Here is a 15,746-nt window from a genome sequence, read left to right on the forward strand (position 1 = left end):
TAGCAAGAAAAACCGCAGGTTCGCCGGATTTCAGCGCCTGCGGGCCGTGCGCACGCCAGGCACGGCGGCGACGATGGCGAGCACCTTGTTCAGCCGTTCGGTGTCGGGCACTTCCACCGTGAAGACCATCCAGGCGCTGCCCTTGACGGATTGCGTCTGCACGCCGATGACGTTGGTCTTCTCGCGCGTGAAGACGTCGGAGATGTCGCGCAGCAGACCCTGGCGGTCGGTGGCTTCGATGGCCACGTCCATGGGGTAGACCTCACGCTCGGGGCGCGCGTCACTGCCCCAGGCGACGTCGATCACCCGCTCTTCGTGGCGCGCGGCGAGCTCGCGGAAGTTGCTGCAATCGGCGCGGTGCACGCTCACGCCCTTGCCACGCGTGACAAAGCCGCGGATGTCGTCGGGCGGTGCGGGCTTGCAGCACTTGGCCAGTTGCGTCATCAGCGAGCCTATGCCGACGACCAGCACGGCGCCTTTGCCGCTGGCGCTGCTGCGGGCCTTTCTGCGAGAGGCGGGCTCTGGCGCCACTGGCGCATCTGCGGGCGGCGGGCGCAGCAGTTGCTCGATCGAGCGCAGCGAGAGCTCGTCCTTGCCCACGACCTCGAACAGAGCCTCTGCGGTCTTGAATCCGAGTTGCCCAGCCAGGTCATCGTGCCGCAAGGCGGTTTTGCCTTCGCGCTGCAAGAGTTTTTCCACCAGCTCGCGTCCGCGGGCGATGGTGTGCTCCAACTGCTCGGCGTTGAACCAGGCGCGTACCTTGGCCTTGGCGCGCGGGCTGGTCAGGTAGCCCAGCTCCGGGTTGAGCCAGTCGCGCGAGGGGCGTCCTTCCTTGGCGGTAGTGATCTCGACCGTCTGACCGTTTTGCAGCGCGGTGTTCAGCGGCACCATGCTGCCGTCCACCTTGGCGCCGCGGCAGCGGTGGCCGACGCTGGTGTGCACCGCATAGGCAAAGTCCACCGGCGTTGCGCCCTGCGGCAGCTCGATCACCGCGGCGTCGGGCGTGAGCACGTAGATGCGGTCTTCAAACAGCGTGCTGTGGCTGGCGCTGCCGGCAAGATCGCGCTCCCACGCCAGCAGCTGGCGCAGCACGGCGATCTTGGCGTCGTAGTCGCTGGCGGCACTCACGCCGGCATAACCTTTGGTGCCGGCTTCCTTGTAGGCCCAGTGGGCGGCCACGCCGCTTTCGGCATGGTCGTGCATGGCCTGGGTGCGGATCTGGATCTCGATCGCCTTGCCGTCCGCGTCGCGCACCACGGTGTGCAGCGACTGGTAGCCATTGGGCTTGGGCTTGGCAATGTAATCGTCGAATTCGGATTCGATCGATTGGTAGTGGCTGTGCACCCAGCTCAACGTGGCGTAACACGCCTTCACGCTCGGCACGATGACGCGCAGCGCGTGCAGGTCGTAGACCTGGTCGAAGCTCAGCGATTTGCCGCGCATCTTCTTGACGATGCTGTAGATATGCTTGGGCCGGCCCGAGACCTTGGCCTGTATGCCCTGGTCGCGCAGATCGCGCTCCAGTCGCGTGCGCAGCTGTTCGACATAGGCCTCGCGCTCGGTGCGCTTTTCATCGAGCAGCCGCGCCACGTCGCGGTAGGTGTCGGGCTCGAGGCCGCGAAACGCCAGGTCTTCCAGCTCCCACTTGAGCTGCCAGATGCCCAGGCGGTTGGCCAGCGGCGCGAAAACCTGCAGTGTCTCGCTGGCCATGGCGGGCGAAACGGGCTTTTTGACCGATGCGTAGTAGCGCATGGTCTGCAGGCGCGATGCCAGGCGCAGCAGCACCACGCGCAGGTCGCGCGAGAACGCCAGCAGCATCTTGCGCACGTTCTCGGTTTGCAGCTGCGTGCTGTCCATCGGCATGCGCGTGCTGTGCGCTTCGCGCGCCACGCGCTGCACATGCATGAGCTTGGTGGTTTCCACCGCCAGTTGCGCGAAATTCGGACTGAAGGCCTTGGCAATGATCTCTTCGGGGCGCGTCAGGTGGGCACAGGTGTGCACCAGGTAGATGGCGGCCTGCATGGTCTCCGAGCTGCCGAGCTGGCGCAGGATTTGCGCGACGGCGTCGGCGTGTGCCAGCGTGTTTTCGCCGGAATCCAGCGTTTCGCCCGCGAGCAGCGGCTCGGCGAAGGCGCGCGCGCGCTGCAGCGCTTCCTGCGGGTGCAGGTCCAGGTCCGCGACCGCCTGGGTGGTGGCGGCGATCAGGTGCGGCAGTGGTTCCGCGTGCCGTGCCTCGTCGCGCACGGAAGTCGCAGCGGCTGTCGTCGACGGGAGCGTGTTGCTCTTCATGCGTTGTGCGTTGCCTCCGGCGCGAGCAGGAATTGGGTGACGGCGGCCACCTGGTCGGCGGCCACCAGCGTCGGGGCATGACCAATGCCGGCAAACTCCAGCATGCGCGGGCGCGGACCGCGCTGCAGCATCTGCGCCGCCGTTTCAGGCGTCAGCAGGTCGGATACCGCGCCGCGCAGCAGCAGGGTCCGGGCCGTGATCTGGTCGTAGAGCTGCCACATCATGGCTTCGCCGTCCTTGGCCATTTGTGGCGTGAGGCTTTTGAATGGAACGGCGATGGCCGGGTCGTAGTGCAGCTTGAAGCCGCCTTCCGCTGCGGGGCGCAGCATCGGGCGGCTGAGCGCCAGCCACTGTTCGGGCGTGTGCGGGCCGAAGGTGTCCGAGATCGCCCAAAGCGCGTCGGCGCCCTGTTGTTCGCTGGCAAAGCGCACCGGAGCGCCCAGGTATTGGCCTATGCGTTGCAAGGCCTCCCAGTTGAGCGAAGGGCCCACGTCGTTGAGCACCAGTCGGCGTATCGGCGCCGGCAGCGGCAGACCGGGTTGCCCTGCCAGCCCCATGCCGATCAAGCCGCCCATGCTGGTGCCCACCCAGTCCAGTGCCGCAATGCTGCCCTGCTGCTGTACCTGGGCCAGCATGGCCAGCATGTCGCCGCCGTAGAGCGGAATCTGGTAGCCCTGCGGATCTTGCAGCCAGTCGCTTTCGCCGCGACCGATCACGTCGGGGCAGATGACGCGGGCATGCGGCGCCAGCGCGCGCGCCAGCGTGTCGAAATCCCGCCCCTGGCGCGACAGGCCATGTGCGCAGACGATGACATGCGGGTGTGCCGGATGGCCGGTGGCGTTCCATTCCCAGTACGCCATGCGATGGCCTTCGGTTCTGCCTTGGGCGACAGCACCGGGACAGGTGACGTGGTGCAGGGTGGGTGCAAGCGGAGTATTCATGGTGCAACGCAGCGATCAATAATGGCTGTGTTGCATCCTAATTCATTCGGAGATTTATTCATGTTGCAAGGTAAAACCGCATTGGTCACAGGCTCCACCAGCGGGATTGGTCTGGGCATTGCCAAGGCGCTCGCGCGCCAGGGCGCGAACATCGTGATGAACGGCTTTGGCGATGTCGATGGCCCGCGTGGCGAGATCGAGCAGGCGGGCAAGGCGCATGGTGTGCGCACCGGCTACCACGGCGCGGACATGAGCCGCCCGGCCGAGATCGAAGCCATGATGGAGTACGCCGCCAGGGAATTCGGGTGCGTGGACATTCTGGTGAACAACGCCGGTATCCAGCACGTGAGCACGGTGCAGGATTTTCCGGTCGAGCGCTGGGACGCGATCATCGCCATCAACCTCTCCAGCGCCTTTCACACCTCGCGCCTGGCGCTGCCCGGCATGCTCAAGAACCAATGGGGGCGCATCATCAACATCGCGTCGGTGCATGGTCTGGTGGCGTCGGCGCAAAAGTCGGCCTACGTCGCGGCCAAGCACGGCATCATTGGCCTGACGAAGGTGACGGCGCTGGAAACCGCGCACACCGGCGTGACTTGCAATGCCATCTGCCCGGGCTGGGTGCTCACGCCGCTGGTGCAAAAGCAGGTCGATGCCAAGGCCAAAGAGGCGGGCGTTTCCAATGAAGAAGCCAAGAAGCTGCTGCTGGGTGAGAAGGAGCCTTCGATGCAGTTCACCACGCCCGATGAGCTGGGCGAGCTTGCAGTGTTTTTCTGCTCTGCAGCGGGCAACAACGTGCGCGGTGCGGCCTGGAACATGGATGGTGGCTGGACGGCGCAATAGCCGCGCATTGCCGCTACACGAAAAACCTGTAACAGTGGGTCAGCACACCGGGTCCGCAGGGCATTTTTGCGGATTCCGGGGCCAGAATCGCGACTGTTACAAATTCGCTGGAGGCCGTTGACATGACACCAGGCGCTGCAACCCGTACCGACAAGATCCTCATCGTCGACGACGATGCCCGCATCCGCGACCTGCTGCGCCGCTACCTGACGCAGGAAGGCTTCGAGGTCATGGTGGCCGAGGATGGCAAGGCACTCAACCGCCTGATGCTGCGCGAGACGGCCGACCTGATCGTGCTCGATCTGATGATGCCGGGCGAGGACGGCCTGTCGATCTGTCGGCGCCTGCGCGCCGCGCACGATCGCACGCCCATCATCATGCTGACGGCCAAGGGCGAGGATGTGGACCGCATCGTCGGCCTGGAAGTGGGCGCAGACGACTACCTGGGCAAGCCCTTCAACCCGCGCGAGCTGCTGGCGCGCATCCACGCCGTGCTGCGCCGGCGCCCGCCGCAGGAAGCGCCGGGCGCGCCCTCGGGCGAGAACGAGGTGGTCAACTTCGGCCCGTTCACGTTCGACCTGGGCACGCGCGCGCTGCAGAAGAATGGTGAAGAGCTGCCGCTGACGACCGGAGAGTTCGCCATGCTCAAGGCGCTGGTGCGGCATCCGCGCCAGCCGCTGTCGCGCGAAAAGCTGGCGCTGCTGGCACGCGGCAGGGAGTTCGAGCCCTTCGATCGCAGCCTGGATGTGCAGGTTTCGCGGCTGCGCAAGCTGGTGGAGCTCGATGCTGCCTCGCCGCGCTTCATTCAGACCGTCTGGGGTGTGGGCTACGTCTTTGTGCCTGATGGCACCAATTGAGCGCGCAGCACTGCAGCGGCATGGGCGACGACGCGGATTCCTCGTTTCTGCACAGCGATGCTGCGCTGGCAGGCGGGGTGGACCGCCGGCGCAAGCCGCGCCGACGCGTTGGCCTGAACCTGTTCTGGCGCACGTTCTTCCTGCTGCTGCTGCTGCTGGTGGGCAGCATTCTGGTGTGGCTACAGACGCTGCGCGCGCTGGAGCTCGAGCCGCGCACCGTGCAGACGGCGCAGCAAATCGCCTCGCTGGTCAATCTGAGCCGCGCGGCGCTCACGCATTCCGATGCGATTGCCCGCGTGGCGCTGATCAAGGCGATGGCCGAGCAGGAAGGCGTGCGCCTGGTGCCACGCGAGCCTTCGGATCGGTTCGAGCCGCTGCCGCCTTCGCCGCTGGGCCAGCGCCTGTCGCTGGAGCTCGGCCAGCGCCTGGGGCCGGGCACCGTCGTGGCCAGCCGGGTCAATGGCGAGTCCGGGCTGTGGGTGGGCTTCACCATCAATGGTGATCCGAATTGGCTGCTGCTCGATGCCTCGCGCTTGGCGGTGGCAGGGGGCGGCACCTGGCTGATCTGGCTGATGACGGCGGTGGTGCTCTCGCTGACGGGCGCGGCGGCGCTGGCGCGGCTCATCAATCTGCCGCTCAAGCAGCTGTCGCAGGCCACCAACCGCGTGCGGCGTGGCGATTTTGCCGCCAGCACGCTGGACGAGGAGGCGGTGACCAGTGAAATCCGCGAGGTCAACATCGGCTTCAATCGCATGGCACAGATGCTGGCCAAGCTGGACCAGGACCGGGCGGTGATGCTGGCCGGCATCTCGCACGATCTGCGCACGCCGCTGGCCCGCCTGCGGCTGGAAACCGAGATGAGCGTGCAGGATGAGGAAGCACGCGAGCACATGGTGGCCGACATCGTGCAGCTCGATGCCACGATAGACAAATTCCTGGATTACGCCCGCCCCGATTCGGTGGCGCTGTCGCCGCTGAGCCTGGAGGCCGTCGTTTCCACCTGCGTCTATGCGGTACGCAACGATCCGCAGATGCAGGTCACGTCGGAGGTGGCGCGCGGTCTGTATGTCATGGCCGACGAGATCGAGCTTGCGCGCGTGATCTCCAACCTGCTGGAGAATGCGCGCCGCTACGGCAAGACGCCGGAGCAGGAAATCACGCAGGTGGAAATTTCCGCCGGCAGCAGCGGTGCCTGGGTCTGGCTGGAGCTGCGCGACCACGGCACTGGCGTGGCACCCGAGCAGCTTGCGCGGCTGACGCAGCCCTTCTTTCGCGGCGATGCGGCGCGCACCGCCGCCGCTGGCGCGGGTCTGGGTCTGTCTATCGTGGACAAAACCGTGCAGCGCATGGGCGGGGCATTTTCCCTGACCAATGCCGACGCCGCGACGGGTGGCGGCCTCGTTGCTCGCGTGGAGCTCAAGCGCGCTGACGTGTTGCCGGATGAGGCGCCGGAGCTGGTGCAGCGCCTGCATCGTCCGCCGGCAGAGCCGCAGCAATCGTGAATCTTGCCGGTCGGCGGGTGCCGGCCGAATCCGTCGGTGCAATGAAAAAAGGCTTCCTGCAACAGAAGCCTTCTCGGGTTGAGCGAGGTCAGGCGATCAGACCCGCTTGCGGTATTCGCCGGTACGGGTGTCGATTTCGATCTTGTCGCCTTGATCCACGAACAGGGGTACGGCGACTTCAAAGCCGGTGCCGATCTTGGCGGGTTTGAGCACCTTGCCCGAGGTGTCGCCCTTGACGGCCGGCTCGGTCCAGGTGATTTCGCGCTCGACGCTGGTGGGCAGTTCCACCGAAATCGCCTTGCCTTCGTAGAAAACGACTTCGGCGGCCATGCCGTCTTCCAGGTAGTTGATGGCGTCGCCCATGTTGCTGGACTCGATGTCGTACTGGTTGTACTCGGCATCCATCCAGACATACATCGGATCGGCGAAGTAGGAGTAGGTGCAATCCTTCTTCTCGAGGATGACGTTGTCCATCTTGTCGTCGGCGCGGAACACGACTTCGGTGCCCATGTTGTTGAGCAAGCCCTTGAGCTTCATGCGCACGGTGGCGGCGCCGCGCCCGCCGCGGGCGTATTCGGTCTTGAGAACGATCATCGGGTCCTTGCCCTGCATGATCACGTTGCCGGCGCGGATTTCTTGAGCGATTTTCATGGCTTGCCTTGGGTCCTGGTGTGGTGCCGCTCCTGGTGTCGGGGCGGGTGGGCTGGTCGGTGAAGCCGTCCGACCCCGAGGCTGAAGAACCGGCGGGGGCGCTTGTGCGGCACTACTCTTGTGCCAGTCAAACGCAAAGACCGCGATTTTAGCTTTTTTCTTGCCCGAGGCGAAAAGGGACTTGGCGACAGCGTCTTTCAGGTGGATTTTCCGTGCCGACGCCCATGCGTGGCGGGTGGTGCGCGAGTGCCATCGCATTGGCAGCCCAGGCGGTCACTTTTCGCCTGCCGCAGCATCCATCACGGCCAAGCGTACGCAGTTTCGGCCACCGTGCTTGGCCGCGTACAGTTGTTCATCGGCTTGTTTCAGCAAGGCTTCCGGATCGATATGGCTCGCCGTCGCGCAGGCGACCCCGACGGAGACGGTGAAGCGAAGCACTTCGCCGGTGCCTGCCAGCGGCAGGGCGATGGCCGCAACCCGCTCGCGCAACCGGTGGGCCATTTCCAGCGCGCGTTCACTGGGGGTGTCTGCCGCCAGCACGACAAATTCCTCGCCGCCCAAGCGCGCCACCACATCCACGTCGCGCACCGATTGCTGCAGCACCTCGGCCATGGCCTTGAGCGCGAGGTCGCCCACGTCGTGCCCATGCGTATCGTTGATGCGCTTGAAGTGGTCGATATCCAGCATCATCACGGCCAGCGGCTGGCCCGAGCGCCGGGCGCGGCGCAGCTCTTGCTGCATCAGGTCCTGCCAGCCCCTGCGGTTTCGCAGGCCGGTGAGAGGGTCCGTGACGGCCATGAGATGCAGGGTTTCGCGCAGCTTGTGCTGTGCCGCCATGTCTTCCACCGCCACGCGCACCCGCACGTCTTCGCGGCCTTTGCTTTGGGTGCGTTGAATGGGGTGGATGGCCAGCTGCACTGGCAAACCATCGCCTTCGGACACCTGCAGCCGTGCCTCCAGCCGTGCCGGCTGCCCCGTGCTCAGGCTGTCCGCCAGCAATTGGGCCAATTGCGGATGTGCCTCATTGGCCACCACGTCGTGCAGGCGCAATCGATCGACCACGGTATCGCGTTCGCGTTTGAGCCAGGTCAGCAGGGTTTGGTTGATGCGCCGGATCAGCCCGCTCTGGTCCAGGCTGCAATAGCCGAACGGTGCCCGGTCGTAGAGGTCCTGAAACAGGGTCAGCTCCCGCGCTGCCGCGTCCTTGAGTGCACGTCGTTGTGCCTGCAACTGTGCCACGACGAGTGCCAGCACCACGCTGAGGACAACATACAGCGCCGTCAGCCACTGGCCCAGCGTCGAATGAAAGAAAGAGCGCTCTTGCAAGACGGCCTTCGGGATCTCGATCAGCGCATACCACTGGCGAGAAGGGTCCGAGTGGTCCGCCACCCGCAACCGCTTCGAGCCCCTGGCGTCGGTACCTTGCGCGGGCGGGCGATCAAACGGCGCCATGCGGGCAAAGACATAGAGCGACTGCGCGGTTTCAAACACGCCCGTGGGCGTCGTTTGCATGTGTTGCCACAGCGGGGGCAGCTGCTTTTGGGCGGTGCGCTCGGGGTGGCCCAGCACCCAGCCCCATTCGTTGCTCCGGTCGTGGTTGATGAGCCAATAGCCCTCGTTGTTGAGCAGCATGCCACGGAAACCGGGGACGGTCTGGACCATGCGCCGGTACTCACCGAGCATCAGTTCAGCGCGGTAATTGGCCACCATCAGCCCCAGCCGCTCGCCGCCCGGCCCGATCACCGGGGCCACCATGCGCAACGTTGGCACATGCGGTACTTCCACCTGGCCATGCTCGATGTTGAGATCGACGCGCGATGCAAGCAATTCACCCGCCCGCAGCTTGAGCCCCTGCTGAACGTAGTCGCGGCCCGATTTGTCTTGCAGAGCCTGCCTTGGCGTTACCGTGGTACGTCCCTGACGGTGATTGATGCGCACCAGTTCCCGGCCGGACGTATCAAGCAAGCGCAGCTGATCAAAAGTGCCCAGCACATCGGCGATCTGGAAAAAGCTGTTTTCCACCGCAGCCTGGGTGGTTTTGGCCGGGTCTTGCAAGTACGCCTTGGTGACCGAGGACAAGGACAGCAAGGACATCAGGGAAATCTGCTGCTCGACTTCCCCGGCCAGGGTCGCGCTGGCGGCCTCCACGGATCGCTCGACGCTGCCCACGATGCGCTCTTGCCGCGCGCTTTCGTAGGCTGACTTGCCCCAGGCGCCGATCAACAGCAGAGGCAAGGTGATCGCCAGCAGGTAGAGCATGCACTGCAGCGGGGCGCGGCAGAGGCCGGGAAAGTATCCGAACGATGGCAGTTTCAAGGGTTGCAGCCTGGTTGCCTGGTCTGTGGACGCGAGCATTGTGCCAGTGGCCCATGCGAAGCCGAGACGAATCCCAAAAGCTGCGTGACGAGGTCGTCTTGCGCCAGCAACCGGGTGCGTGCCGCTTGCACGCAGGCCCCCCAGGCGCGCAGCTCGGCAGTGTCCGGCACCAGCGGGGCGCCGGCCTGCGGCAGAGCGTTCCAGGCGAGGTGCAATTGCCGCAGCCCGGTCGGTGCCTGCAGCCAGCCCAGAAACGCATCGAGTTTGGCGTGGTGCGCGTCATCGTGCTGCGGGTAGATCTGCCAGAGCAGCGGCGCGCCGGCCCACAGGGCGCGCACCAGCGAGTCTTCGCCGCGCACGCAGTTGAAATCGCTGGCCAGCAGCAGGTGATCGAACTCGGTCTGGGTGCAGGGCGATAGATATGTTATTTGTAGCTTGTTGCGCTTGTCTGGCAAGCGCTCAACGGCAATTTGATTGATATTTTTTTGCTCCCACGCTTGTACCGCAGCCGCGGCGCGCCCGGGTGTGACGAGCAGGTGCACCGCGCCGCGCTGCGCCAGCGCATCCAGCCAGGTGGGTAGCGCGGGCGGCTCGTAGCAGAACAGCGCAATCGCCAGCGCCTCGGGCGCGATGCCGTGGCGTGCGCGCCAGGCGCTCCGGTCAAACGCGGCCTGGCGGGCGGCCAGATCGTGCTCGCGCAGCAGGCCGCCGGTGCGCTCGGTGAAGCCGGGGTAGAAGTACCAGCGCGTGAGCCCGCGCCCCGCGCCGCTCTGGATGGGCGAGGGCAGGCGGTGGCTGCGCTCCACATAGCGCTCGGCGCTCAGGTATTCGAGGTTGATCCACAGCGGAGGGCGCACCGCCTGCGCGCAGGCGGCAACGATCGCGGGTGGCAGTTCGCAGCCAAAGGTTTCGAGCAGCACATCGCCCAGGCCGTCGGCGGGCGCGGCATCGGGCCAGGGCAGCACCTGCACGCCCGCGTGTCCATCCGGCGCCATCCAGGCGAGGGCGCTGGCGTCGTCCGTCCACAGTCGCGCCTGCTCGCCGCGCGCGGCCAGTTCAGCGGCCAGGCGCCAGCAGACGCCGATGTCGCCCCAGTTGTCCACCACGCGGCAAAAGATGTCCCAGCGCAATTGCATGGGCGCGATGGTAAGGTGCGGACGACACTGGAGGAGCCGATGCAAGTGAGTGAGCGCGAGGCGCCCCTGCCGCTGGCGGGTGTGCGCGTGATCGAGATGGGGCAGTTGATTGCCGGGCCGTTTTGCGCCAAGACGCTGGGGGATTTCGGCGCCGACGTGGTCAAGATCGAAGCCACCGGCGCCGGGGATCCGTTGCGCAACTGGCGCCTCATCAAGGAGGGCACCTCCGTCTGGTGGCAGGTGCAATCGCGCAACAAGCAATCCATCGCGCTCGACTTGCGCCAGGCCGAGGCGCAGGACATTGCCCGCAGGCTGCTGGCCGAGGCCGATGTGCTGGTGGAGAATTTTCGCCCCGGTACGCTGGAGGGCTGGGGCATGGCGCCCGAGCAACTGCAGGCGCTCAATCCGCGCCTCATCATTTTGCGTATCTCGGGCTACGGGCAAAGCGGGCCCTACCGCGATCTGCCGGGCTTCGGCCTGATCGGCGAGGCCATGGGCGGCCTGCGCCACCTCACGGCCGAGCCCGGGCGCGTGCCGGTGCGCGTTGGCGTCTCGATCGGTGACACGCTGGCCGCGCTGCATGGCGCGCTCGGTGTGCTGATGGCGCTCTACCACCGCGACGCGCGCGGCGGCAAGGGGCAGGTAATTGACGTGGCGCTGTACGAGGCGGTGTTCAATTGCATGGAAAGCCTGATCCCCGAGTACGACGCCTTTGGCGTGGTGCGCGAGCCCGGTGGTAGCGCGCTGCCCGGCATTGCGCCCTCCAACGCCTACCCGTGCAGCGACGGCTGGGTGCTGGTGGCGGGCAATGGGGACAGCATCTTCAAGCGCCTGATGGCGGCGATTGGCCGCGCCGACCTGGGCGATGCCCCCGATTTGGCGCACAACGCCGGACGCGTGGCGCGCGTGGCCGAGATCGACGGCGCCATCGCCGACTGGACGCGCGGGCGGAAGGTGGATGCCGTGGTGCGGGCCATGTCCGGGGCGCGCGTGCCGGCGGGCAAGGTCTATACCGCGCGCGACATTGCCGAAGACCCGCACTACGCGGCGCGCGCCATGCTGCTGGATCAGCCCACGCGCGACGGCTACAGCGTCAAGGTGCCGGGCATCGTGCCCAAGCTCTCTGCCACGCCGGGCCGCGTGCGCTCGAGCGCGCCGCATCTGGGCGAGGACACCGACGCGGTGCTGGTCGAACTGGGCCTCACGCCGGCGCAGATTGCCGCGCTGCGCAGCCGCGGCATCGTGCAGTAGGGTTTAGTGCATGGGGGCGTTGCGGTAGGCCATCGGCGTCTCGGGCACCGGATAGCCGGCGTCGGTGAAAACGCGCACGATGGCCTTGTGCGTGTCGAAGTACACCTGCCAGTAGTGGTCGGTGTGGGTGTAGGGGCGCACGCAGAGCTTGGGGCCTTCGGGCGTGAATTCCAGGATTTCGATGTCTGGCGCCGGATCGGTGGCGACGTTGGCGATGGCGGCGATGGCCGGGCGCAGGCGCTCGATGGCTTCGAGCGGGTTCACGCCATTGGCCACCTTGGCCACGCAGTCCACGCGGCGCACCGGCAGGGCGCTGTAGTTCTGGATGTTGTCGCCAAACACCTTGCCGTTGCCGACGACGGTGACGACGTTGTCGGGCGTGACGATGGTGGTGGCAAACAGCCCCAGTTCCTTGACCGTGCCAACGCTGCCGCCGGCGCTGATGAAATCGCCCACCTTGTAGGGCCGCAGCACCTGCATGAACACGCCCGCGGCGAAGTTGCCCAGCATGCCGCTCCAGGCGGCGCCAATGGCCAGACCAGCACCCGCCAGCAAGGCAGCAAACGAGGTGGTCTTGACGCCGAAGATGTCCAGGATCGCCAGGATCAGAACGACGTTGAGCAGCACGGCAATCACCGACTGCAGGTATTTGGAGAGCGTCGCGTCTATCTTGCCGCCGCGTGCGATCAGCTTGCCCATCAGCCCCACGGCCAGACCGATGAGCCAGCGGCCGACGATCCAGGCGGCGATGGCGGTAATCAGCTTGATGCCGAAATCCGCACCCTGGGTGCTGATGAAGTGCCAGATGTCCTGCGTGTTCATGGGAGTGGACCCTCGGAAAAATCAAACCGCGCAGTTTAGGGTTTGCCTCGGATGTCTACGGTGGAACATTGTCAAACAAGCCATCCCGGATGCATTGAAAATTCCCAACAAAAGCGGCTCTGACGCTTGTCTGTCATGTGTCAGCAGCTATGCTTTGACTTTGATCTTTCGAAAGGCGCCAGGGACAAGTGCTGGCCGAATTGCCGCGCCAGAAAGGCCTCTCCTTGTTCAAGGATGGAGTAGCGAAAGCGCTCCGCGGCGGGCGACAGCAGCTTGGCGTGGGTGTGCACCACGTTCCATGAACGCAGCACCGGGCCGCCCTGCACGTCGATGATGCCCAGCAGCCCATGCTCCAGCTCCAGCCCCAGCGTGTGCAGCGAGAGGAAGGACAGGCCGAGGCCGGCGATCACCGCCTGCTTGAGCGCTTCGTTGCTGGCCATCTCCATGCGGATTACGGGAACGGCGCGGTGTTGATCGAAGAAGGCTTGCAGCGCCGCGCGCGTGCCTGAGCCGCTTTCGCGCATCAAGAAGCCCCAGGGCTGCAGCGCGCTGAGAGGAACGCTGCCGCGCGCCAGCAGGGGGTGGCCGGCAGGAGCGACGAAGACATGCGGGTGCGCGGCAAACGGCTCGGCGCGCGTGGCAAGCTCCCGGGGTGCCCGGCCCATGATGGCAATGTCCACCTCGTTGGCCTGCAGCATTGCGTAAAGCTGGGCGCGGTTGCCCATGGCCAGTTGCACCTCGATGCCTTCGTGCTCGTGCTGGAACTGCGCCAGCAGCCGCGGCAGAAAGTACTGCGCCGTGCTCACCATGCCTATCGTCAGGCGCCCGACCTGCAGACCCTTGAGGCGCGCAGCGGCGTCTTCCGCGTCCTTGAGCGTGGCGAGGATCTTGCGCGCATAGACCAGCATGTACTCGCCCACGGTGGTGAGGTGCACCTGGCGGCCTTCGCGCTCAAACAGCGGCAGGCCGATCTGTCCTTCCAGCTCCTTCACCTGCATGGTCACGGCTGGTGGCGTGAGATGCAGCGCGTCGGCCGCCTTGCGAAAGCTCAGGTGACGCGCGACCTCGCTGAACACGCGCAATTGGCGGAAGGTGGCGTTTTTCATTCAGTAAATCCTGAATTGACGATGAAAAAACAATGAATTTACCTTATCCATTTTTCTTTCTAGAGTGCAGTCCCATTGCAAGCCGCACTATCGAAGGAGCCAAGCATGAGCAGCGAAGTCACCGAAATCATCGATGCCAGGAAGCGCTACAAGGCCGGCGTTCTCAAGTACCGCGAGATGGGCTACTGGCGCCCTGACTATCAGCCCAAGGCGACCGACATCATCTGTTTGTTCCGCATCACGCCGCAGGAAGGCGTGGAGCCGGAAGAGGCCGCCGCTGGCGTGGCGGGTGAATCCTCGTGCGCCACCTGGACGGTGGTCTGGACCGACCGTCTCACCGCCTGCGACGACTACCGCGGCAAGGCCTACCAGGTGGAGCAGGTGCCCAACAATCCGCAGCAGTGGTTTGCCTGGATTGCGTACGACCTGACCTTGTTCGAACCCGGCTCGATCGCCAACTTGACGGCCAGCCTGATTGGCAATGTCTTCGGCTTCAAGCCGCTCAAGGCGCTGCGGCTGGAAGACATGTTCATCCCCGAGGCTTATATCAAGACCTTCGACGGCCCGCCCACCGGCCTGATCGTCGAGCGCGAGCGCCTGGACAAATACGGCCGCCCGCTGCTGGGCGCCACCACCAAGCCCAAACTCGGTCTTTCGGGGCGCAACTATGGCCGCGTGATCTACGAAGGCCTCAAGGGCGGGCTGGATTTCATGAAGGACGACGAGAACATCAACTCCCAGCCTTTCATGCACTGGCGCGATCGCTTCCTGAACGTGATGGATGCGGTGAACAAGGCGCAGGCCGTGACCGGCGAGATCAAGGGCAGCTACCTGAACGTCACCGCCGCCACCATGGAAGACATGTACGAGCGCGCCGAATTTGCCAAGGCGCTGGGCAGCGTGGTGGTGATGGTGGACCTGGTGATCGGCTGGACCGCGATCCAATCCATGGCCAAGTGGTGCCGCAGGAACGACATGGTCATGCACATGCACCGCGCCGGCCACAGCACCTATACGCGCCAGAAGTCGCACGGGGTGAGCTTTCGCGTGATCGCCAAGTGGTGCCGGCTGGCGGGGGTGGACCATCTGCACACCGGCACGGCGGTGGGCAAGCTCGAGGGCGACCCGCTGACCGTGCAGGGTTACTACAACGTCTGCCGCGACAGCCATACCAAAAGGGACCTGCCGCGCGGCCTGTTCTTCGACATGAACTGGGCCGATACCAAGAAGGTCATGCCGGTCGCTTCCGGCGGCATCCACGCCGGGCAGATGCACCAGTTGCTGCACCTGTTCGGCGACGACGTGATCCTGCAATTTGGCGGCGGCACCATAGGCCACCCGCAAGGCATACAGGCGGGCGCGACGGCCAATCGCGTGGCGCTGGAGGCCATGGTCAAGGCACGCAACGAAGGCCGCGACATCCTGGCCGAAGGCCCGCAGATCCTGCAGGACGCGGCGCGCTTTTGCACCCCGCTCAAGCAGGCCCTGGACACCTGGGGCGATGTCACCTTCAATTTCGAATCCACCGACAGCAGCGACTACGCCGTCACCCAGGCCGTGGCCTGAAGCGCACCACCAAGGAGAACACCGCCATGATGACCAACCCGACGCAGCGCCTGACGCAAGGCCAGTTCAGTTTTCTGCCCGATCTGACGGATGCTGAAATCAGCGCCCAGATTCAGTACGGCCTGGACAAGGGCTACGCCTGGAGCGTGGAGTACACCGACGATCCGCACCCGCGCAATCAGTACTGGGACATGTTCGGCATGCCCATGTTCGATCTGCGCGATCCGGCTGGCGTGCTGATGGAAGTCAACCATTGCCGCAAGACCTTCCCCAACCATTACATCCGCATGATGGCGTTTGATTCGACGCGGGGTGTGGAGTCGGTGGCGATGAGCTTCATCGTCAATCGGCCCAAGTACGAGCCCGGTTTTCAGCTCGAGCGCTCGGAAGAGGGCGGACGGATGATGCGCTACCGTACGCGCAGCTACGCCACCGGCAGGCCCGAGAACGAGCGCGGCTGAAGCTG

General features: G+C 65.4%; 13 protein-coding genes. 6 read left to right on the forward strand and 7 right to left on the reverse strand.

Features of this window, described 5'->3' with window-relative positions:
• Window positions 1-30 precede the first annotated feature (30 nt).
• Together ABS45_RS08590 and ABS45_RS08595 are read right to left on the reverse strand one after the other, a co-directional pair.
• Window positions 31-2,289, reverse strand: a complete 2,259-nt coding sequence (locus ABS45_RS08590; protein WP_291554970.1) for a bifunctional (p)ppGpp synthetase/guanosine-3',5'-bis(diphosphate) 3'-pyrophosphohydrolase — start codon at window positions 2,287-2,289, stop codon at window positions 31-33.
• Window positions 2,286-3,230: an alpha/beta hydrolase gene (locus ABS45_RS08595; RefSeq protein ID WP_291554971.1), complete on the reverse strand. Its 945-nt coding sequence runs from the start codon at window positions 3,228-3,230 to the stop codon at window positions 2,286-2,288. The genes ABS45_RS08590 and ABS45_RS08595 overlap by 4 nt, the downstream gene beginning before the upstream one ends.
• Window positions 3,231-3,290: 60 nt before the next feature.
• Here ABS45_RS08595 and ABS45_RS08600 point away from each other — a divergent pair, with 60 nt between their 5' ends.
• The 3 genes from ABS45_RS08600 to ABS45_RS08610 all read left to right on the forward strand — a co-directional run bounded on the left by ABS45_RS08600 (window position 3,291) and on the right by ABS45_RS08610 (window position 6,432).
• Window positions 3,291-4,073 carry a 3-hydroxybutyrate dehydrogenase gene (locus ABS45_RS08600; protein ID WP_291554973.1) on the forward strand — a complete coding sequence of 261 codons (783 nt, stop codon included), beginning with the start codon at window positions 3,291-3,293 and terminating at the stop codon, window positions 4,071-4,073.
• 122 nt (window positions 4,074-4,195) lie between these two features.
• Window positions 4,196-4,930 (forward strand): two-component system response regulator OmpR, encoded by a 735-nt coding sequence (ompR, locus tag ABS45_RS08605; protein WP_291554974.1) that lies wholly within the window; start codon window positions 4,196-4,198, stop codon window positions 4,928-4,930.
• Between the two features lie 20 nt (window positions 4,931-4,950).
• The gene (locus ABS45_RS08610; RefSeq protein WP_291554975.1) at window positions 4,951-6,432 is read left to right on the forward strand and encodes a sensor histidine kinase; all 1,482 of its coding nucleotides are present in this window, start codon (window positions 4,951-4,953) and stop codon (window positions 6,430-6,432) included.
• Between the two features lie 96 nt (window positions 6,433-6,528).
• On the opposite strand, the gene efp is transcribed toward ABS45_RS08610, so the two are convergent.
• From efp to earP, 3 genes are all read right to left on the reverse strand, one after another.
• A complete protein-coding gene (efp, locus tag ABS45_RS08615) occupies window positions 6,529-7,083 on the reverse strand; it encodes an elongation factor P (RefSeq protein ID WP_291554977.1) in 555 nt (184 codons plus the stop codon).
• 273 nt (window positions 7,084-7,356) lie between these two features.
• Window positions 7,357-9,399 (reverse strand): diguanylate cyclase, encoded by a 2,043-nt coding sequence (locus ABS45_RS08620; RefSeq protein WP_291554979.1) that lies wholly within the window; start codon window positions 9,397-9,399, stop codon window positions 7,357-7,359.
• On the reverse strand, window positions 9,396-10,535 hold the full coding sequence (earP, locus tag ABS45_RS08625) for an elongation factor P maturation arginine rhamnosyltransferase EarP (RefSeq protein WP_291554981.1): 1,140 nt from the start codon (window positions 10,533-10,535) through the stop codon (window positions 9,396-9,398). Before earP ends, ABS45_RS08620 begins: the two co-directional genes overlap by 4 nt.
• 39 nt (window positions 10,536-10,574) lie before the next feature.
• Here earP and ABS45_RS08630 point away from each other — a divergent pair, with 39 nt between their 5' ends.
• Complete coding sequence (locus ABS45_RS08630) at window positions 10,575-11,786, forward strand: CoA transferase (RefSeq protein WP_291554983.1); 1,212 nt, start codon at window positions 10,575-10,577, stop codon at window positions 11,784-11,786.
• A gap of 3 nt (window positions 11,787-11,789) precedes the next feature.
• On the opposite strand, the gene ABS45_RS08635 is transcribed toward ABS45_RS08630, so the two are convergent.
• A complete protein-coding gene (locus ABS45_RS08635; protein ID WP_291554984.1) occupies window positions 11,790-12,608 on the reverse strand; it encodes a mechanosensitive ion channel family protein in 819 nt (272 codons plus the stop codon).
• A gap of 140 nt (window positions 12,609-12,748) precedes the next feature.
• Window positions 12,749-13,714 carry a LysR family transcriptional regulator gene (locus tag ABS45_RS08640; RefSeq protein ID WP_291554986.1) on the reverse strand — a complete coding sequence of 322 codons (966 nt, stop codon included), beginning with the start codon at window positions 13,712-13,714 and terminating at the stop codon, window positions 12,749-12,751.
• A gap of 105 nt (window positions 13,715-13,819) precedes the next feature.
• Between ABS45_RS08640 and ABS45_RS08645 the strand changes: the two genes are divergently transcribed.
• A complete protein-coding gene (locus ABS45_RS08645) occupies window positions 13,820-15,280 on the forward strand; it encodes a form I ribulose bisphosphate carboxylase large subunit (protein WP_291554988.1) in 1,461 nt (486 codons plus the stop codon).
• A gap of 26 nt (window positions 15,281-15,306) precedes the next feature.
• Window positions 15,307-15,741, forward strand: coding sequence for a ribulose bisphosphate carboxylase small subunit (locus ABS45_RS08650; protein WP_291554990.1), 435 nt, complete (start codon window positions 15,307-15,309; stop codon window positions 15,739-15,741).
• Window positions 15,742-15,746: the final 5 nt, after the last annotated feature.

Origin of the sequence: Comamonas sp. SCN 65-56 (genome assembly GCF_001724135.1) — a bacterium.
Lineage (GTDB): Bacteria > Pseudomonadota > Gammaproteobacteria > Burkholderiales > Burkholderiaceae_C > Comamonas_C.

Coding starts and splice junctions, on each gene's coding strand:
- ABS45_RS08610 (WP_291554975.1), top strand. CDS start 4,951: ATGGGCGACGACGCGGATTCCTCGTTTCTGCACAGCGATGCTGCGCTG.
- ABS45_RS08640 (WP_291554986.1), bottom strand. CDS start 13,714: ATGAAAAACGCCACCTTCCGCCAATTGCGCGTGTTCAGCGAGGTCGCG.
- ABS45_RS08650 (WP_291554990.1), top strand. CDS start 15,307: ATGATGACCAACCCGACGCAGCGCCTGACGCAAGGCCAGTTCAGTTTT.
- ABS45_RS08595 (WP_291554971.1), bottom strand. CDS start 3,230: ATGAATACTCCGCTTGCACCCACCCTGCACCACGTCACCTGTCCCGGT.
- ompR (WP_291554974.1), top strand. CDS start 4,196: ATGACACCAGGCGCTGCAACCCGTACCGACAAGATCCTCATCGTCGAC.
- earP (WP_291554981.1), bottom strand. CDS start 10,535: ATGCAATTGCGCTGGGACATCTTTTGCCGCGTGGTGGACAACTGGGGC.
- ABS45_RS08590 (WP_291554970.1), bottom strand. CDS start 2,289: ATGAAGAGCAACACGCTCCCGTCGACGACAGCCGCTGCGACTTCCGTG.
- ABS45_RS08645 (WP_291554988.1), top strand. CDS start 13,820: ATGAGCAGCGAAGTCACCGAAATCATCGATGCCAGGAAGCGCTACAAG.
- ABS45_RS08635 (WP_291554984.1), bottom strand. CDS start 12,608: ATGAACACGCAGGACATCTGGCACTTCATCAGCACCCAGGGTGCGGAT.
- ABS45_RS08630 (WP_291554983.1), top strand. CDS start 10,575: ATGCAAGTGAGTGAGCGCGAGGCGCCCCTGCCGCTGGCGGGTGTGCGC.
- efp (WP_291554977.1), bottom strand. CDS start 7,083: ATGAAAATCGCTCAAGAAATCCGCGCCGGCAACGTGATCATGCAGGGC.
- ABS45_RS08600 (WP_291554973.1), top strand. CDS start 3,291: ATGTTGCAAGGTAAAACCGCATTGGTCACAGGCTCCACCAGCGGGATT.